The organism is Novacetimonas sp. GS1, from assembly GCF_036686925.1.
Lineage (GTDB): Bacteria > Pseudomonadota > Alphaproteobacteria > Acetobacterales > Acetobacteraceae > Novacetimonas > Novacetimonas hansenii.
On the sequence record NZ_VSZP01000001.1, the window covers coordinates 2,396,348 to 2,415,444 of the forward strand.

At 58.2% G+C, this 19,097-nt stretch carries 18 protein-coding genes and 1 tRNA gene; 9 read left to right on the plus strand and 10 right to left on the minus strand.

Going from position 1 to position 19,097, the window contains the following annotated elements:
- Positions 1-48 precede the first annotated feature (48 nt).
- The 5 genes from FYB92_RS10615 to FYB92_RS10635 all read right to left on the minus strand — a co-directional run bounded on the left by FYB92_RS10615 (position 49) and on the right by FYB92_RS10635 (position 5,333).
- Positions 49-270 (minus strand): hypothetical protein, encoded by a 222-nt coding sequence (locus FYB92_RS10615; RefSeq protein WP_040510701.1) that lies wholly within the window; start codon positions 268-270, stop codon positions 49-51.
- A gap of 233 nt (positions 271-503) precedes the next feature.
- Complete coding sequence (locus FYB92_RS10620) at positions 504-2,126, minus strand: ABC-F family ATP-binding cassette domain-containing protein (protein WP_332828621.1); 1,623 nt, start codon at positions 2,124-2,126, stop codon at positions 504-506.
- A gap of 549 nt (positions 2,127-2,675) precedes the next feature.
- The gene (locus tag FYB92_RS10625) at positions 2,676-2,954 is read right to left on the minus strand and encodes a SelT/SelW/SelH family protein (RefSeq protein ID WP_062809200.1); all 279 of its coding nucleotides are present in this window, start codon (positions 2,952-2,954) and stop codon (positions 2,676-2,678) included.
- Positions 2,955-3,044: 90 nt separating this feature from the next.
- Complete coding sequence (locus FYB92_RS10630) at positions 3,045-5,150, minus strand: catalase (RefSeq protein WP_075623994.1); 2,106 nt, start codon at positions 5,148-5,150, stop codon at positions 3,045-3,047.
- Between the two features lie 30 nt (positions 5,151-5,180).
- The gene (locus tag FYB92_RS10635) at positions 5,181-5,333 is read right to left on the minus strand and encodes a hypothetical protein (protein ID WP_332828622.1); all 153 of its coding nucleotides are present in this window, start codon (positions 5,331-5,333) and stop codon (positions 5,181-5,183) included.
- A gap of 7 nt (positions 5,334-5,340) precedes the next feature.
- Between FYB92_RS10635 and FYB92_RS10640 the strand changes: the two genes are divergently transcribed.
- From FYB92_RS10640 to FYB92_RS10655, 4 genes are all read left to right on the plus strand, one after another.
- Positions 5,341-6,123, plus strand: coding sequence for a creatininase family protein (locus FYB92_RS10640; RefSeq protein WP_332828623.1), 783 nt, complete (start codon positions 5,341-5,343; stop codon positions 6,121-6,123).
- Positions 6,124-6,211: 88 nt separating this feature from the next.
- Positions 6,212-7,339: a YncE family protein gene (locus tag FYB92_RS10645; protein WP_225578845.1), complete on the plus strand. Its 1,128-nt coding sequence runs from the start codon at positions 6,212-6,214 to the stop codon at positions 7,337-7,339.
- 280 nt (positions 7,340-7,619) lie between these two features.
- Entirely contained in the window at positions 7,620-8,339 is a 720-nt protein-coding gene (locus FYB92_RS10650) for an NUDIX domain-containing protein (RefSeq protein WP_247066988.1), read from the plus strand.
- Between the two features lie 191 nt (positions 8,340-8,530).
- A complete protein-coding gene (locus FYB92_RS10655; protein ID WP_040511875.1) occupies positions 8,531-8,890 on the plus strand; it encodes a YidB family protein in 360 nt (119 codons plus the stop codon).
- Positions 8,891-8,923: 33 nt separating this feature from the next.
- On the opposite strand, the gene FYB92_RS10660 is transcribed toward FYB92_RS10655, so the two are convergent.
- The gene (locus FYB92_RS10660) at positions 8,924-9,775 is read right to left on the minus strand and encodes an N-formylglutamate amidohydrolase (protein ID WP_247066990.1); all 852 of its coding nucleotides are present in this window, start codon (positions 9,773-9,775) and stop codon (positions 8,924-8,926) included.
- 161 nt (positions 9,776-9,936) lie between these two features.
- Between FYB92_RS10660 and FYB92_RS10665 the strand changes: the two genes are divergently transcribed.
- Positions 9,937-10,011 (plus strand) — tRNA-Val (locus FYB92_RS10665).
- Between the two features lie 751 nt (positions 10,012-10,762).
- On the opposite strand, the gene FYB92_RS10670 is transcribed toward FYB92_RS10665, so the two are convergent.
- The gene (locus FYB92_RS10670; RefSeq protein WP_332828624.1) at positions 10,763-10,894 is read right to left on the minus strand and encodes a hypothetical protein; all 132 of its coding nucleotides are present in this window, start codon (positions 10,892-10,894) and stop codon (positions 10,763-10,765) included.
- A 166-nt stretch (positions 10,895-11,060) separates the two neighbouring features.
- Between FYB92_RS10670 and FYB92_RS10675 the strand changes: the two genes are divergently transcribed.
- The 3 genes from FYB92_RS10675 (at position 11,061) to FYB92_RS10685 (ending at position 14,589) form a co-directional block, all read left to right on the plus strand.
- Complete coding sequence (locus FYB92_RS10675) at positions 11,061-11,489, plus strand: DUF4112 domain-containing protein (protein WP_192264396.1); 429 nt, start codon at positions 11,061-11,063, stop codon at positions 11,487-11,489.
- A 67-nt stretch (positions 11,490-11,556) separates the two neighbouring features.
- Positions 11,557-12,981, plus strand: coding sequence for an FAD-binding oxidoreductase (locus FYB92_RS10680; RefSeq protein WP_225578624.1), 1,425 nt, complete (start codon positions 11,557-11,559; stop codon positions 12,979-12,981).
- 30 nt (positions 12,982-13,011) lie between these two features.
- The gene (locus FYB92_RS10685; RefSeq protein WP_332828625.1) at positions 13,012-14,589 is read left to right on the plus strand and encodes a glycosyltransferase family 9 protein; all 1,578 of its coding nucleotides are present in this window, start codon (positions 13,012-13,014) and stop codon (positions 14,587-14,589) included.
- Between the two features lie 202 nt (positions 14,590-14,791).
- Here the strand turns inward: FYB92_RS10685 and FYB92_RS10690 are convergent, their stop codons facing one another.
- Both FYB92_RS10690 and FYB92_RS10695 read right to left on the minus strand, forming a co-directional pair.
- A complete protein-coding gene (locus tag FYB92_RS10690; RefSeq protein ID WP_040511872.1) occupies positions 14,792-15,469 on the minus strand; it encodes a FadR/GntR family transcriptional regulator in 678 nt (225 codons plus the stop codon).
- Positions 15,470-15,536: 67 nt separating this feature from the next.
- Positions 15,537-16,817, minus strand: a complete 1,281-nt coding sequence (locus FYB92_RS10695; protein WP_003619461.1) for an NAD(P)/FAD-dependent oxidoreductase — start codon at positions 16,815-16,817, stop codon at positions 15,537-15,539.
- A 351-nt stretch (positions 16,818-17,168) separates the two neighbouring features.
- Between FYB92_RS10695 and FYB92_RS10700 the strand changes: the two genes are divergently transcribed.
- Entirely contained in the window at positions 17,169-17,723 is a 555-nt protein-coding gene (locus FYB92_RS10700; protein WP_332828626.1) for a hypothetical protein, read from the plus strand.
- 449 nt (positions 17,724-18,172) lie between these two features.
- On the opposite strand, the gene FYB92_RS10705 is transcribed toward FYB92_RS10700, so the two are convergent.
- Positions 18,173-18,964, minus strand: a complete 792-nt coding sequence (locus tag FYB92_RS10705) for a DeoR/GlpR family DNA-binding transcription regulator (protein ID WP_003619455.1) — start codon at positions 18,962-18,964, stop codon at positions 18,173-18,175.
- Between the last annotated feature and the right edge of the window lie 133 nt (positions 18,965-19,097).

Below are 19,097 nucleotides of genomic sequence, written 5' to 3' on the forward strand. Positions count from 1 at the left end.
ATCGCTATTGCGATCTGTCACGTAATTCCCGACACCTTAGTTTAATTGTCAGGATGGATGTCCAGTTGCGATCCAAAGAATCAGGCTCGGCAAAAAGAAATAGGATATCACCCCCACCAGCAGCCATGGCATCAGGTACGACATATCGGTATGCAGTACGAAACTGCAAAACAGGTTGCCCAGGCCAAGCATGGCAATCACGCAGAAACACACCCCCGCATTCACCAGAAGCGTACGATCATGATTGATCTCCCGAAGTTTCTGTAGCAATGCCCCACTCCATCTCTTTATATATCCTGATCCCACGGTTTTCAGTGGGTCAGGCACTGGTAATCCATACCCTATCGGTCATGCAGGACTATCATCGCCCTTTTCCCATCGTAAGGGAAAACCCGATTTTATCTGTGCATACCCGTCCTGCTTACCCATGGCTGTCGCACACCATCGCCTGTCGCAACCGGCCGGCTGACAAACCTGACAGCCCGCCGATCATGACGCCGCCATCATTCATGCAGGCCCGGTGCTTCACGACCGGTTCGGGCAACATATTCCGTGTAACCCCCGTCATAACGATGAAGGCCTTCTGGTGTAAGTTCCAGGACACGGTTGGAAAGTGCTGCCAGAAAATGACGGTCATGGGAGACGAAAAGCATCGTGCCGTCATAATCGGCCAGGGCCGTGATCAACATTTCCTTGGTGGCAAGATCAAGGTGATTGGTCGGTTCGTCCAGCACCAAGAAATTCGGTGGGTCAAACAACATCATGGCCAGAACAAGACGTGCTTTTTCCCCACCGGACAGAACACGACACAGCTTGTCGATATCGTCGCCAGAGAAGCCAAAACTGCCCGCCAGTGACCTGAGCACCCCTTGGGAAGCAAGTGGGAAGGCATTGTTCAGGGTTTCAAAAATCGTCAGATTGCCATCCAGCAGATCCATGGCATGCTGCGCGAAATATCCCATCTTGACACTACCGCCAAGGGTGACGGTTCCTGCGTCCGGTTCAATAGTACCAGTGACCAGTTTCAACAGGGTCGATTTACCCGCCCCGTTGATACCCAGCACACAGCAGCGTTCCTGGCGGCGGATCAACAGGTCAAGATCATGGTAGATCACCCGGCTGCCATAGGCCTTGTCCACACCGCGCAGGTTGACGACCGCATCGCCGGAACGGGGGGCAGGCGGGAAGGTAAAGGCAAGTGTCTGACGGCGTTTCGGGGGCTCTATCCGATCAATTTTGTCCAGTTTCTTGACCCGGCTCTGCACCTGCGCAGCGTGGGAGGCCCGCGCCTTGAAACGCTCGATAAAGGCGACTTCCTTGGCAAGCATGGCCTGCTGGCGTTCGAACTGTGCCTGCTGCTGCTTTTCGTTCAGGGCGCGCTGTTGTTCATAGAACTCATAATCGCCGGAAAAACTTGACAATACACCACCATCAATCTCGATCACCTTGTTGATGATCCTGTTCATGAAGGCACGGTCGTGCGAAGTCATCAGCAGGGCACCGTCATAACCGGCCAGAAACTGCTCCAGCCAGATCAGACTTTCGAGGTCGAGATGGTTGCTCGGTTCATCAAGCAGCATAACATCCGGTTTCATCAGCAAGATGCGCGCCAGCGCCACGCGCATCTTCCATCCCCCCGACAGGCGGCCGACATCGCCATCCATCATTTCCTGACTGAATCCCAGCCCGTGCAGGACTTCGCGCGCACGCCCTTCCAGGGCATAGCCGCCCAATTCCTCAAAACGGCTCTGTACTTCGCCAAACCGTTCAAGAATGATGTCCAGTTCATCAAAGCGGTCCGGGTCCGCCATGGCGGATTCAAGTTGGGACAGTTCGGCTCCGATGGCTGCCACAGGGCCGGCACCGTCCATCACCTCTGCAACCGCGCTGCGGCCTGCCATCTCCCCCACATCCTGATTGAAAAAACCCACAGTGAGGCCACGTTCGATCAGGATCTGCCCTTCGTCAGGTTCTTCCTGCCCTGTAATCAGGCGAAACAATGTTGTCTTACCTGCCCCGTTAGGCCCGACAAGCCCGACTTTCTCCCCTTTCTGGAGGGCGGCCGAAGCATCGATGAAAATCACGCGATGGCCATTATGCTTGCTGATGGTGTCGAGACGGATCATGGGGCCCCAGATAACGTAAAGAGAGCGAAAAGCCGGAGCGCCCTTATCGCGCACCCCCCGGACCCCGTAAATAGCGACGCACCAGATGTTGCCGCCACGCTCATGCATCAATGCTTCCAACTGCGGGAAACATTATGCCCCTGTGGGGGCCATGCTGGTGATCCCCCAAATATCCGACCGGATTCAGCCCTTGATCCTGACTGGGCCTTCTCCTCCCATGACGAGGCATGAGGACAGCATGCGCTTCAGCGGGAACCTATTATATATCAACAATATAAATAACTTACGTGACAACAATAACAGGAAGCTACGACGCCCCTGTCCGCAAAAGCCTGCGGCTGCGTTGGGCTGCCTCGTTTTGATCTTTGCACCTATGTGCGGTGTATCTTAGAGGCTATTTGAAATAGTCAGGAGATATAACATACTGAAATAATAAAGGTTTTTGGTGAAGCTTTTTCTAAAAAGCTTCAGAAGACGCCGCTTTTTTGATCGAAAGGCGGCACCCAAAAACTTTTCTTTTTTATCAATGATGTGTTTTCAAACACTCTCTTAACGGTCGGTATGACCAAGGTCGCGTTCGGGTGCTATGATATCACGTACCCGCTGCTTCAGTTCCTTGGGGCCAGGAAAGCCACCATCGCGTTTGCGTTCCCATATCATATGCGGGCCGACATGGATCTCAAACCGGCCACCACTGCCGGGCACCAGACTGACCGCGCCCAGATCCTCGCCAAAGGAGGAAAGCAGTTCCTGCGCCATCCATCCCGCACGCAACAGCCAGTTACAGCGCGTGCAGTAATGTATGGTGATGGTTGGTTTTTCGTCCATGCCGTTTCCTCCGTCCTTCTTTTTCATTGTCTCCCTCCCGCACATGTATCAAGGGTCGAGAGGCAAAAAAGAAGGATGGGGGCACGAATATCATACGGCGTGGATGTATTGTTCACGCGGCCAGAAACGCAGCGCACCGCAGGCTTTTACAAACGATGCGGCATCACCCCCACTGCCCAGGCGGATGACACCATCATCACGCGCAGGGGCCGTGACACCGGCAGCATCCAGCAGCGGTTCGGCATCTGCCCCATATCCAATGAATTTGGCATGGGCATAGGCATCGGAAATGAAATCACGCATCGTCGCCTCGCCCAGCAGAAGCTTGCTTCCCTGTGCGGAAGGAAGGAGGACCACAGCATCATACAGCACCGACGGCCCGCCATTGATCTTCTGCATGACCGGCAGCACCTTGCCACGGTCGTTGCAGATATTGCCGATGCGCGGACCGACAAGTTCGGTTTCCGCGCCCACATTATGGGCAGCTTCAAGCACGGCAGACAGCAGGTCCGCATCCGTACCTTCGCTCACCACGATCCCGAGCTTGCGCCCGTGAAAGCTGCCGGGGCCATTTTTCAGGATACTCAGCGCATCGGAAGCCGGCAGGTCCGTACGCACGGGCAGGAAAGGCTTGGCCGCAGCGGGCAAGGGAGAAATACCAAGCCCGTCCGCCACGCCATGGGCAAGTGTTTCATCCACATTGCGCAGGTGCGCCAACATGCGCACGCGGATGGCAGGCGTTTCAACCTTGCTCAGTTCAAAGACGAACGCGTCCTTCATATGGGTCTGCTCGACCGGGGTCTGGCTGATATAAAACTGGCGCGCCTGACTGTAATGGTCACCAAACGCGGCAGAGCGCTGGCGCACTTTCGCCCCCGACTGTTCCTGTGCAAAGGAGCGGAACCCGGTGATGGGGTTTTCACGTGCGCCGCCATGTGGCTGTGACCATGAATTGGGTTCATAGTTCACGCGCCCCTTTGGGTTGTGCATCGCCATGTGCCCGTCCTGCTGGAAATTATGGAACGGGCATTTGGGCGCATTTATGGGGATATGCGTGAAATTGGGACCACCCAGACGCTTGGTTTGCGTGTCGAGATAGGAAAAGTTACGCCCCTGCAACAGGGGATCATTGGTAAAATCAATGCCCGGCACGATATTCTGGGTGCAAAAGGCAACCTGCTCCGTCTCTGCAAAGAAATTGTCCACCACACGATTGAGCACCAGCCGCCCGACACGACGCACGGGCACCAGTTCCTCGGGGATCAGCTTCGTCGCGTCGAGAATATCGAACGCAAATTTATCCGCGAATTCATCATCGAACAACTGCACGCCAAGTTCCCATTCGGGATAATCCCCGGCATTGATGGCGTTCCACAGGTCACGTCGATGAAAATCGGGATCAGCACCGTTCAGCTTCAGCGCCTCGTTCCAGACAATGGATTGCAGGCCCTGACGGGGTTTCCAGTGGAACTTGACATAGGTCGAGCGTCCCTGGGCGTCGATCAGGCGAAACGTATGAACGCCAAACCCCTCCATAAAGCGAAAGGAGCGCGGGATCGCACGGTCGGACATTGCCCAGCAGACCATATGCGTGGCCTCGGGCGAGAGGGAGACGAAATCCCAGAAATTGTCATGCGCGGTCTGTGCCTGTGGAAAGGCACGGTCAGGCGCCTCCTTGGCGGCATGGACGAAATCGGGGAATTTCATCGCGTCCTGTATGAAAAAAACCGGCATGTTGTTGCCAACGATATCCCAGTTCCCCTGCCGGGTATAAAGCTTCACCGCAAAGCCGCGTACATCGCGCACCGTGTCGGACGATCCCTTGGCGCCTGCCACGGTGGAAAAACGCACGAAGGCCGGGGTCTTTTCGCCCACATGCTGAAAAATATCGGCATGGCACACATCGGCAAGGGAATCGGTCAGTTCGAAATAGCCATGCGCGCCATACCCACGGGCATGGACGACACGTTCGGGAATGCGTTCATGGTCGAAATGGAAGATTTTTTCCCGGAAATGGAAATCTTCCATCAAAGCCGGGCCATCGGGACCGTTGCGCAGGGTATTCTGATCGTCGGATACGGGAACGCCCTGCTGGGTGGTCATGGTGGGCGTGCCGGCATCATCCGCCGTCTGGTGGGTCTCTCCCCCCTGTCCTGTCGTGGCATGTGATGGGTGTGGGCTGGCACTGGCATTCATGGCCGCTTCTCCTTTATACCGACGCGCCAGTCATGGCAGGTCCGGGTAAAATATCCGGTAACATAACGGGATGTCCGCCAGATGGTTCCGGCGCGGGCATTCCGCGGCTCTGGGGCGGGATGAAGGCGCGATGCGACGGATGTTGAAATGGGGCCGCACGATGGCCTGTGCGTGTACACTCATGGGGGGGATGACCCTGCTCCCTGACAGGGCGCATGCCACCGCGCCGCGTGACGTGGTGTTTGAACACCTGACATGGACGGAAATCCGCGATGCCCTTGCCCAGGGATGGACCAGCGTCATCATTCCCGTGGGCGGGACGGAGCAGAGTGGCCCCTTCATCGCGGTGGGCAAGCATAATGTCCGCGCCACCGTGCTGTCACAGCGCATCGCGCACGAGGTGGGCCACATGCTGGTGGCGCCCACCATCGCATATGTGCCCGAAGGCGGCACGTCACCCCGCACGTCGCACATGCGCTTTGCCGGAACGCTGAGCATCCCGCCCGCCGTCTTTCGCGAACTGGTCACGGGAGCGGCCGAAAGCCTGCGTGTGCAGGGGTTCCGACGCATCGTCCTGCTGGGCGATCATGGGGGATACCAAAAGGATCTCAGGACCGTGGCACAGGTGCTGAACCGCAGGTGGGCAGGCACGGGCGCGCATGTGGTTTATCTGGGCGCATATTATGATGTCGTGGCGGGAAGCTATGCCGATTACCTGCGCAGGCGGGGGTTGGGGGCGGATGTGGGCACGCATGCCGATCTCAGCGATACGTCGCTGATGCTGGCGGTACAGCCGGATATGGTGCGCCAGGACGCCCTGCATCATGCCGCCCTTCCCGGTCCGTCGCAGGGTGTCTATGGCGGCGACCCCCGCCCCGCAAGCGCAGCGCTGGGACAGGTGGGGACGGACATGCAGGTCACAGCAGCCGTCAGGGCGCTCCAGACCGACCAAAATGGTCCGATTTCTCCGTGATTGCCAGATTTTTGCCGCGTGCTATAGGGGCGCCAGGAGATTGGATCGCATGAGCGTAAAAAAACTGTTTCTGATGTCGGGGCTGTGCATGGCGGCCCTGGGATGTGCGGGATCGTCCGGGGCACGGGCGCAACAGGTGGTACAGACCATTCCCGGCATGCCGCCGGTCGTGGACCCGCGAAATATCTATACCGAAACGACACCCGCCCATATCGCACCAGAAGTGGCGCAGGACCCGGCACGGATATATGTTCCCAACCTTCGGTCGAACAATGTCTATGTCATTGATCCGCAGACCTACAAGGTCGTCAACCGCTTCCCCGTGGGCAAAAGCCCGCAACATGTCGTGCCGTCGTGGGATCTGCGCACCCTGTGGGTGACAAACAATGCCGAAGGCACGACCAACGGCAGCCTGACCCCCATCAACCCGCGCACCACCCTGCCGGGGCCGGAGGTCGCGGTCGATGACCCGTACAACATGTATTTCACGCCCGATGGCAAGTCGGCCATAACGGTGGCCGAGGCACGCGAACGCCTCGATTTCCGCGATCCCCACACCATGCAGTTACAGACATCGGTGGAGGTGCCACAATGCAAGGGCGTCAACCATGCCGATTTCTCGATTGACGGACGCTATGCCATCTTTACGTGTGAGTTCGGTGGCTATCTGGCGAAAGTGGATACCGTCAACCACACGGTGATGGGATATCTCAAGCTGTCAAGCGGTGGCATGCCGCAAGATGTCCTGACCGGCCCGAACGGGCATACATTCTATGTTGCGGACATGCATGCGGACGGGGTGTTCATCATTGATGGCGACACGTTCCGTGAAACAGGCTTCATCCCGACAGGAATCGGCACGCATGGCCTGTATCCCAGCAGGGACGGGACGATGATGTATGTGGCCAACCGTGGATCGCACAAGATCCATGGCCCCCCGCATGGCAAGGCCGGTGGCGTATCGGTCATCAGCTTCGCCACCGAAAAAGTGGTCAGCCAGTGGCCCATTCCCGGTGGCGGCAGCCCGGACATGGGCAATGTCAGTGCTGATGGAAAGACGCTGTGGCTGTCCGGACGGTTTGACGATGTTGTCTATGCCTTTGACACCACGACCGGCGCAGTGCGCAAGGTTGCGGTTGGCCAGGAACCGCATGGCCTGACGGTCTGGCCGCAGCCAGGACGCTATTCCATCGGCCATACCGGCATCCTGCGTTAACGGGCATACCAGAAGCCCCCGCGCGATAAAACGGCAACGGACTGTTTATTAAAACACCCCGTTGGTATGGAAACATAAAAGCTCCCGAAGGTGCGCCTTTTTACACCGGCGCCATCTTCGGGGGCTTTTATCGTTTCAACTGACCGGCGCGGCTGTTTCCCGATACCGCACGGGATGGATATGATCGCACCGTTACCATCATGGGTGCCCTGCATCTGTGATGATGGGCTTTTGTCCCCCAGGATATATTCCTGTGTCATCAGGGACGGGAGTGCGCGATATGTCAGATACGGATCTGGTCCATTTTTCCCCTGCGGTTCCCTTGGGGGTACACGACGCCGTGCGATCGGCGCCCCATTTCGTACGCTGGCGCGACGGGCTGGTGGCGCGTTTCGATGTCCGCCGCATTGATGTACATGATGTCATCATGTTTGGCCCGCGCGTCGGGTTCATCATGGCCGTTGCGGATGCCCGCCACGACGGAAAACCCGTACCGGGCGCAGCCCTGTTACGCGGAGATTCGGTTTCGGTCCTGCTGGTCCTGCACTGTCCGGGGACCGCGCCGCTTACGGTCCTGACGCGTGAAGCACGCATTCCCATCGCCCGGCCCGACCTTCTGGCATTACCTGCGGGCATGCTGGATGGCGGAGAGTTCATCAGCACGGCCCTGCGTGAACTGTCCGAAGAAGTCGGGACGGATCTGAAGGTCAGGCAGGAAGACCTTGTGCTGCTTGATACCGTATGGCTTTCCCCCGGCGGGACGGATGAAGCCATAGCACTTTATTGCGCGGACATAACGGTCCCCACTGATGTCGTGCGCACGCTGGACGGACGGCATACCGGACTGCCGGGTGAGCATGAAAACATACACCTGCATGTCCTGCCTTTGGCGGACCTGCCCCACATTGGCCGGACCGATGCCAAGACGATATTGTCCTATCACCTGTATATGGCACGCCGCGTCAGACAGAATGACGCTGGTGCCGATCTTTCTCCTTGACACATAAGCGTGAGGGACATCATAAATCCGGGAAGCAGATTTGCCTTGGCAACTGCTTCTTGGACGTTTCCTCCCTAAACTCAAGCGGTGCATATGCACCGCTTTTTTTTTGCGTGGGCTTATATATTTTTTTTATAATTGTCCAAGATCGCTTATGTTGGTGACATCAGGCAAATTTCAGGAACATGATCATGAGTGGCATTTTCGACGACGTAATGGGAAAGCTGACCAACCTGGCAGCCAGTTCGGGATTGGCAGAGCAGGTGCATACCTATCTGGCACAGTTGCTGACCCCCGATACAATTTCTTCCCTGATGGATCAGGCGCAGAAGGCCGGCCTGACCGACAAGGTACGCTCCTGGATCGGTACTGGTGAAAACCTGCCGATTTCCACCGACGAACTGCGTTCGCTGCTCAGCAGCCAGCAGGTGCAGGCAATGGTGGATCATACCGGCCTGCCCGCCAGCACGATCCTGCCGGTTCTGGCCCATCTGCTTCCTGTCGCCGTCAACGCACAGACCCCGCAGGGTGAAGTGCCGGCAAAAGCCTGAAACCCCACCGCGACTGTCTGTCAACATAACCTGTCAGGTCTGGCGTGCCATATGGTGGGCCAGACCTGACAGTTCCGCCATGACACGTGACAAGACCTGCTGCACGACAGGAAAACCGTCATGGCGTTCCAACGTGCGTTCATCCATATATAGATGGCGGCTGATCTCCATCTGCAGGGCATGAACGCCCCTGCGTGGCCTGCCATAATGCCGTGTCACGTATCCACCGGCAAACGGCATGTTCCGTGCCACGCGATATCCATGCTCCGTCAAGATTTTTTCAACCATAGCGGTGATTTCAGGCGCGCATGATGTACCCCATGCGTTCCCCAGAATGAAATCGGCACTGTCACGCCCCCCCTGCCGCGGCATCGAATGCCCATCCAGCAAAATGCACAGGCCATGCCGTGCTACGCTGGCCTCAATCAAATGAAGAAGTGCTGCATGGTAAGGATACCAGCACTCACGGATACGACGTTCCGCTTCTTCAAAATCCAGGGAATGGCAATAAATCGGCCCGCTATTCCCAACCAGGCGGGCAATGGTACCAAAACCTGCCTGCACCTTTTTACTGGAGGTATTGCACCAATCCGGCAACGCATCGCGAAACATGCTGGGGTCCAGTTCCCATGGCTCCCGGTTGGCATCGCAATAGGCACGTGGGAAATGGGCATGCAGCAGGGGCGCCCCATATAATGGCGCAGAGTGTAACAACTCCTCCACGAAACAATCCTCACTCCGTCGCAGGGCCGCAGGCGACAGACGGGATTGTTTGAGAAAGCGATCCGTATAATCCCGCCCCGAATGCGCAGAGGCCACCACCAGTGGCGAAATCGATGCACCTGGGGGAATGACCTCATACGGCGGCAACGTGGTTAACGGCATGGGAACACACATAAAACGTGGTGTCTGAACAGGAGGACGCGAAGAAATGGCATGTCGGACATAGGGACAGGCGACCAAGAGCTGGTCAATGTGATTTTTTCTGAAAAAGGGGGTTGCACGAAACCCCGGTGACAGTTAGAAGCCTTCTCACCGAAGCAAATGGGCGCATAGCTCAGCGGTAGAGCACTACCTTGACATGGTAGGGGTCACAGGTTCAATCCCTGTTGCGCCCACCATTTGCTTCGGTCATAACGCCCCGAAAATAAAGAATTTTTAGCAGCAGGTTGATGGGTGTATTTCGATACAGCCCGATACGGATCAGGCCACTTTAGCACGCATTGATCCATGCCAAATAATCCGTGCCACTATTTTCGCTGCATGTTCCTGTGGGGCTGCCGTCCACCTACAAACGGCGCGACCAACGCGCGCGGGATGCACTGTCTCGCACCCAACTCTCAACCAGCTCCATCCCGCGTTCCCGCGTTCCCGCAAGACCTCTCGGTCAGCAATCAGCCGTGCCGCCCCCTGGTACCAGCCGTCGTCATTCTGCGTGAATATCGCTGTCTTGCAACCAACCTGCCGGGACATCTCCACGTCAGGCAGGGAAGACAGAGTGGCCGACAGGCTAAGCTGCTGAGCGCGCGACCGGGATGCCGACAGTCGGGGCCGTGGTTAGGGCACCAATTGTGAATTGGCTGGATTGGGTGAATGACCCGGACAATCTCAACGTGACATCGCCTGCGATCGTGCCTACCATCAGGTCCGGCCGTGCCTGACTGCATTGCGCGGCCCGGCCGACGTGGACGAATAGTGCAACCTGCGCCGGGCCGCCAATCGCTTGCGTGCGATACCAACACCACACCGGCCTGCGCCAAAGCAGCTTCAATCGTCGCCATGGCATCGGGGAAAAGCCCTTGCGGATATGGTCATCAATAGTGCTATCAGCCAATGGTGCCTGGGCAGGCCGCTTTCCAGTCCGTCCGGATATTAGCCGACCTGCACCCTGGTTTCGGTTGTAATCAGTTCCGCCCCATTCTGCACGGCGCGGGCAATATTCGGTTCCACACGCTCGCGCAGATACTGTATGAATTCGTCCAACGTGTTGAATTTCCGGGTCATGGCTCCGCATCCACATATCGACCGACAGACCAGTCAAAACGGGTCGGGTTCCCCCCGTCACCTGCGGGGATAAGGCCGCCGGCGCAAGCGGGGCGCTGCCCGATGGCTAAACCTCATTGACATGATGGTATTGTGCCGCCCCTCCCCCCACCCCATATGACCGGGCATGGCACATACCGCATCCTCATCCCAGTTTACGGGGCCTCAGCCCCTCGACAGCACGGAAATCCGGCGTTGCATCCTGCGGTTACGTCGTCTGGCAACATTGTTGGACGCGGCTTTCGTCCTGCCCGGTACGCGCTTGCGCTGGGGGCTGGATACACTGATCGGGTTATTACCGGTCGCAGGGACGATGGTTATGGCGATCCCATCGCTGTACATCATATGGGAGGCGCGGCGACTGGGGGTGCCAAGCCGTATCCTCACACGGATGGTGGGGAATGTCGCGGTTGAACTTCTGGCCGATTTCGTGCCGGTCCTCGGTGATCTGGTCGATACCGTTTATAAGGCAAACCTGCGCAATATCGTCCTGATCGAACAGTATTTTGGCATGACGGTGGACGCGACCGGTCGTGAAACGTCGGGCCCGCACTGATCTTGCAGTAAAACGGATATACGGATAACCCAAAAGGAAGGATTACTGCCTGATGGGACTGCCGCTCATGTTCTCTTCCCTTCCCCCCGCGATCGCCGGGGTTGCCCGCATCCTGCACCAGCAACTGGGCGAGCGGGTCACGACCAACGACTCGATCCGTGAACAGCACAGCCATGGCGAGGGCTGGAAGCATGCCCGCCTGCCCGCATTGGTCATTTTTGCTGAAAGCACGGCTGATGTGGCGCTGGTCCTGCGCACATGTCATGAACATATGGTGCCCGTGGTGGCATTCGGTGGCGGCACATCCCTGGAAGGACACGTCACCCCCGGCGCTGACGCCATCAGCCTTGACCTGTCACGCATGACGCGTGTCATCGGCGTCAATGCCGACGACCTTGACTGCCGGGTAGAAGCTGGCGTGACACGGCAATCACTTAATGCCCACCTGCGCGACATGGGCCTGTTCTTTCCCGTTGATCCGGGGGGAGAGGCCACATTCGGCGGCATGTGCGCCACGCGCGCATCGGGCACGGCGGCGGTACGTTACGGCACCATGCGTGAAAATGTCATGGGGCTGCGCGTTGTCATGCCTGATGGGCGCATTGTCGATACGGGTGGTCGGGTACGCAAATCATCCACCGGTTATGACCTGACAGGCCTGTTCATTGGGTCCGAAGGGACGCTGGGCATCATTACCGAGGTGCAGTTGCGCCTGCATGGTATCCCCGAAACCATCGCCGCCGCGACATGCCAGTTCGAAAACCTTGCCGATGCAGTGCGCACTGCGGTTTCCACCATACAGGTAGGTGTGCCGATCGGGCGCATCGAACTGCTTGATGATGCGCAGATGAAAGCCTGCATCGCCTATTCCAAGCTGGAGGACTACCGCCCGATCACCACCCTGTTCTTTGAATTCCAGGGATCGCCGGAGGCCGTGCGCGAACAGGTGGAAATGGTGGAGGCGATCGCTGCCGACAATAACGGCCTTGGTTTCGTCTGGAGCACCAGTCAGGAAGAACGCACCCGCCTGTGGAAGGCACGACACGGTGCCTATTGGGCGGCACTTGCGGCCCATCCCGGCCATGATGGCATCGCAACCGATGCCATCGTCCCCATTTCGGCCCTGACGGAGCTGATCACCGGCGTCAAGGCAGATATCGAGGCATCGGGACTGGCTGCACCGATTGTCGGGCATGTGGGCGATGGCAATTTCCATACCATCATCATGGTTCCCCCCGGACCCGGCGGTTATGAACGCGCCATGGAACTGGACCGCAAAATCGTACGTCGTGCGCTGGCGCTGCAGGGTTCATGCAGTGGGGAACATGGCATCGGCACGGGCAAGCTGGAATTCATGGCGGCCGAACATGGGGAAAATGCCCTGCAGGTCATGCGCGCAATCAAGCACGCCCTCGACCCGCAAAACATCCTCAACCCCGGCAAACTGCTCCCCCCTGCCGCAGATGCATCCCCATCCGGCGCGAACGCCTGATCCACGTTACCGCAGGCGGACGCGACAAACATGGCAAGGACAGGGCAGACAGAGACACACCAGCACGATACCGCCCGGACAGAACGGTTGCGGCAGGCCATGCAGCATCTGGAAAACGGCGGGTTCGCACAGGCACGGGCCATTGTCGAACCCCTGTGCGATGACAGGCGGGCGGATATCATCCTCGCCCATGCCCTTGCGGGCTGCGGCCGCAGTGCCCGCGCGGCACGGATGCTGTGTCGACTGGCACAGGACAATCCGACGGCCCGCCATCCCGCACAGGACATGATGATACTGCTGCTGCGCCATTCGCGGCTGGAGGAAATTGAAACCACCCTGCATGCCACCTTGCGGCAGACCCCCAATGATATCCGCCTGTATGACCTGCTTGGGGAATTCCTGCTACTGCATGCCCGCACGGAAGAAGCGATAGAAGTCCTGCTCGAGGGATGCCGCCGCCATCCTTCCGCCCTGCGAACGGGGAATCTTCTGGCGGTAACGCAAAACGAAACGGGAGAAGCACACAAGGCGCAGGCCCTGCTGCGCCATCTTCTGACCTACCATCCGCAAAGCGCCATGACGCATGCCAACCTGGCGCATATCCTGACGATCGACAACAAGGTGGACGAGGCCCTGCATCACCATGCGCAGGCGCTCGCACTGCGGCCAGATGATCCGCATATCCACCTCAATCATGCCATGACCCTGCTTAAGGCGGGGCGCCATGCGGACGGATGGCCCGAATATGAATGGCGCCTGCGCATACCCGGTCGTTTAAAATATCCGCCCGAACGCCTGCTGCCGACCCTGAAGCAGGATGGCAAGCTGACGGGACAGCGGATCCTGATCCTGTCAGAGGCGGGTTTGGGCGACATGCTGATGTATCTGCGCTTTGTCCCAGCATTGATCCGTCGTGGCGCGCGTGTAACATTGCAGGTTCCGCGCGAAATCCTGCCACTTGCCGCACGCATCTATGGGGTGGAACGGGTGATCGACCCGCTGCGCCCAGTTCCCGCCCATGACTGGCACTGTCCCTTCGGCAGCCTGCCACGCGTTCTGGCGCAGACATCCGATATTATCGGCGCGCCCGTTCCCTATCTGCAGGCCGACGCGCACAAGGTACTGGCATGGGCGGATTACATGCCCCCCCGTCCCGGCCTGCGCGTCGGGCTGGTCTGGGGCGGCGCAAGCCGGCCGGGTGTGGCGCAGGCGCAGGCCATCGACCGCAAGCGTTCGATGAACCTTGTGCAACTGGCCTGCCTGTCAACGATTCCCGGACTTTACCTTGTCAACCTGCAGCGGGGGCAGCATGCCCGGCAGATGACCGACATTCCCGATGGCATGCAGCTTTATGACCCCATGGATGACGTACGCGACATGGATGATACCGCCGCGATCATCATGAACCTTGATATCGTCGTGTCGGTCGATACCTCCATCGTGCATCTGGCGGGGGCACTGGGCCGGCCCGTCATCATGATGGATCGGTATGACAATTGCTGGCGATGGCAGTCAGGACAGGAGGACAGCCAGTGGTACCCCCCATCTGCGGATCGTGCGTCAGTCCCGCCCCGGTGCATGGGCTGGGGTCGTGGCACGCGTGCATGACCTGTTGCAGGCCGCGACCATACCTCACACTGCCCCGATGCACTGACCTGACCGAACGAACATGCACATGCTGTCTCAGGAACATGATGGAATTAGTGCCATTTTTTGAATGACACCATGTTTTTCAGGGTTGTTGGCAAACGCCCGCCCCAACATCCTCCCCGTTTCCTGACGATGATTATTCTGGAATCTCTCGCCAGGGTCAGGACATTGCGGTAATCAACCCTTCCACGGCGGCACGGGCGGCATGTTCCGCCCCGGACGCATCCTGATTGCGGATTGCATCAAAAATACGCTGATGCGCCGCAAGATCAGGTTCCGGCAAAGTTGGTTCCACCACAGCGGTATGGGTGCCGCGACGCACTTCCGATACAAAATAACGGTAAAGCTCACTCAGCGCCGTATTATGCGACGCCTGCGCGATCGCAAGGTGAAAGGCCGTATCGCGCGCGACAAATGCCTCCATATCCATATCGGGAGATTTCTCCCCCCGGGCCAACAGCAGCTTTTCCAGAAGGTCAAGGTCACGTTCGGTCCGGCGCAGGGCCGCAAGGCGGGCGGCCTCCGCCTCCAGCACCACACGCAGTTCGAAATGGTCCCGCAGGCCGGAGCGGCTGATACGATGGATGACATCAGCAGGATCGGTGCGGGACCTTACATAGGTGCCATCCCCCTGCCGCACCTCCAGCATGCCCGCATGGGACAGGACGCGCACGGCTTCGCGCACGGTATTGCGCCCAACCTGCAACAAGTGTGCCAGTTCGGTTTCCTTGGGGATACGCTCCCCCAAGGCCCATGCCCCCTGCGCCACGCGTTCACGCATGAAGGCAATGGCCTGTTCCACAAGGGAATGCCGCGGCAGTGGTGGAAAAGAAGACATGACCTGCTTCATATCCCAAAATCCCCGCACGCAACAGGGTCATACGCGCCAGTGCGCGCCCCCATAATCAGTCGAGCCGGACCGCAGGACGGACAAATACATCAAGCCAGTCCACAAGGCAGGAGACCATGCCACGGAACGGCCCGTAAAGTTCAAACTGGTGCTGGCGATACAGCATCAGATGCACCAGACGCGCGGATAGCCCATGCAACCACCCTCCGCCAAAAACGGTTCCACCGGGGAATGTGCCCCACCCATTGTAATCCCCCAGCGCCACGACCGCGCCCTTGTTACTGAACACGAATGGTGGCAGCGGACGCCCGGCGATCCACGCAGGCAGGTGACGCGCCAGATGGTGGGCCTGCTGACGGGCGGCCTGCGCGGTGGGGGCCACGGGCTTTTCCGCGATGAAGGCACAGTCCCCCATCGCGAAGACATTGTCATCCCCCGTCACCTGAAGGGTCGGGCGCACCTCCAACTGTCCAGAGCGCGACAGCCTGATATCACCGAATTTCCGTGTCACATCGGGCGCCTTCACCCCCGCTGCCCAGACACGCAATGTCGCGGGGACATGGCTACCGTCCTTGAGCATGAACCCATTCTCATCCGCCCCACTGACCATGGCAGAGGTTTTCACCACCACGCCAATGGCCTCAAGCTGTTTCATGGCCGCCTCGGACACGGCCTCGGGGAAGGCTGGCAGGATACGTGGACCGGCTTCCAGCAAAGTGATCTTCAGTTCGGGCGGCTTCTGTCCAAAGCTGTACAGTGCCGCAAGGCCCAGCGCCTTGTGCAACTCAGCGGCAAGCTGCGTGCCGGTCGCACCGCCCCCCACAATGGCGATATCAAGTTCGCGGTGATAGGCAAACGCCTTGAGCAGTTCCGTGCGAAACCGGTCATTGAAACCATTGGCATCGACCAGGTTATCAATGAACATGCAATGTTCGGCCACACCTGGCGTGCCGAAATCATTGGCGCGGCTGCCGATCGACAGGATGACCGCGTCATAGTCAAGGGTACGTTCATCAAGCACCGTCTCCCCATTCGGATCAATCACCGGGGCAAGGGTGATGGTCCTGGCCCGTCGGTCCATGCCGGAAATCTCGCCGGGCCAGAAATCGAAATGATGACGGCTCGCCTGTGACATGAAGCTGATCCGGTCATTCTCGTTGGCGGCCGTGCCTGCGGCGAAGCAATGCAGCATCGGCTTCCACACATGGGCAAAACTTTTGTCCACCAGTGTAATTTCCGCGCGCCCGGATTTCCCGACCGATTTGCCAAGGCGGGTGGCCAGTGCAAGCCCGGCGACCCCGCCACCAACAATCACGATCCGAAACTTCTGCGCCATCTCACTCTGCTCCAACCCGTTCGCACGACCAGCCACCCGCCAATATGACGCGCGCCGCCTCATCCATCCCCCGGTTCATCGGGCACACATCCGCCATGTCCTGTGGTGAAAAACACACCATGGACAATGCCCTGCCCCGGGGCTGGCCCACGTTATACCCCATTATCCGTGACCAAAATCAAAAAACGGCGCGCCGGTTCGCGCCCGTCAGACACGCAGCATGGATCGGCATGAGGCCCCCGGAACAATATGCACAATATCTTTATTCAAAACCATGCAGGACATCAGTGCATGGCAACTGGCATGATGATACGCCACGACAATAACGGGACAGGAAGGCCCCTAACAGAAATGGACACAGCGCAGACGGGCCTTCTGGACATAATCCTGCCGCGTTACCAGTTCATGGAAACGCACCATATCGTAATCCGCGCATCGCCTGCACATATCATGGAAAGCATCCGCGCCTATCGCGCCGGGCATGACCCGCTGGTGCGCATTGCAATAGGGATGCGCGAACTGCCCGCCCGGCTGATGGGGACGCGGGGCGGACGGATGCTCGATCTTGATGATTTCACTGTCGTGGGCCAAGAGGGCAACGTGGAGATTGTCTTTGCCCTTATGGGCGCATTCTGGGAAGCCGATTATGGCCTTGTCCCCATCCCGTCGCCCGAAGCCTTTGCCGCATGCGACCATACTGGGATATGCCGGCTGGCCATGGGATTTCACATCAGAACGTGCCCCGACCATCCCTATAACAGGGTCGTGACACAAACGCGTGTCGATTGCCCTACCCACGCCTCACGTCGTCGTTTTGCCCCTTACTGGTACGCCATACGCCCTGTCAGCGGCCTGATCCGGCGGCGCATGCTGAACCGAATTCGCATGATGGCAGAACGTGCATAACCCCGGCCCCCACCGACCGGATCGCGGACGCATTTAGACAATCCGCTGTCAATCATAAAAGACAGTTTGAAAAGTCATGATCGATAACATACTGAAATTATAAAGGTTTTTTGGTGAAGCTTTTTCCAAAAAGCTTCAGAAGACGCCGCCTTTTTGGAAAAAGGCGGCACCCAAAAACTTTTCTTGTTTTTTATCAACGAGTTGTTTTCAAACAATCTCTAGTAGGTAAGGCTTTTCAAAATGTTGCCATTTTGGAAATGGCACCTCCAGACTCTCTCACTGCAAACCCGTTCAATACGCTCCCATTCCATGCGGGCCATCATCAGATACCCATAAAACTATCATAATAATGTGCGATAATATTTACATTCCAGCACGTAAAAACGCCCGCCTTTACGGCCGGACGCACCGAAAAATCCCCTCCTGCAAGCAGTGCCCCCCTTATGGCATCAATCCGGTTTTGAGCCAGCCTCCTGCGCGACATGCAATTGTACCTTATTGTCCTGCAGAACCTGCCGGATACGTGCCGATGGGGGACGATCTGTAAAAAATCCATGGATGTTTGACAGGTGCCCCAACCGCCCCATCGGGCGACGCCCGAACTTGCCTTGATCGGCCAGCAGAAACACCTTGCGCGCGTTACGCATCATCGCCTGCGCGATATTGATCTCATCCGCATCGAAATCCAGCAGCGTACCGTCTTCCTCAATCCCGCTGATACCGATCACCGCAAAATCGGTCCGATACTGGTCAATGGAGGAACTGGCCGTTGAGCCCGTAATGCCCCCATCGGAAAACCGCACCTGCCCACCGGTGACAATCACCTGAAAATCAGTGCGTGAAGACAGGGTGGAGGCGACATGCAGGTTATTGGTGATAACCCGCAGTGACCTGTGCTGGCGCAATGCCCGTGCGAATGCCTCGGTCGTGGTGCCGATACTGATGAACAGGGAGGAATTGTCGGGAATGGCGCGTGCCGCGATCTGTCCTATCGCTTCCTTGGCGTTGCGATTCAGGACCTGCCGTTCGGCATAGGCAATATTTTCAACCGAGGACGCAAGCCCCGCCCCACCATGGTGACGGGCCACCAATCCCTGCCGCGCCAGGGCATTGACATCACGACGGATGGTCTGGACCGCCACATTCAGACGTTGGGCAAGGTCTTCGTTGGAGACATACCCCTGAAGGCGCACGAGTTCCATGATCTCGCGATGCCGTTCTTCCGCCGATACGCTGGCCATACGTCGTCGATCCCGCTCTTGCCATTCTTTACCGATCCCAAAGCACAGGAGCGGTGTCATCGTAATCTATAGCAATTCAGGAACATGCAAAACAGCGGGCCGGATCATCGGAACATATCTCCCGCGCCCCGGC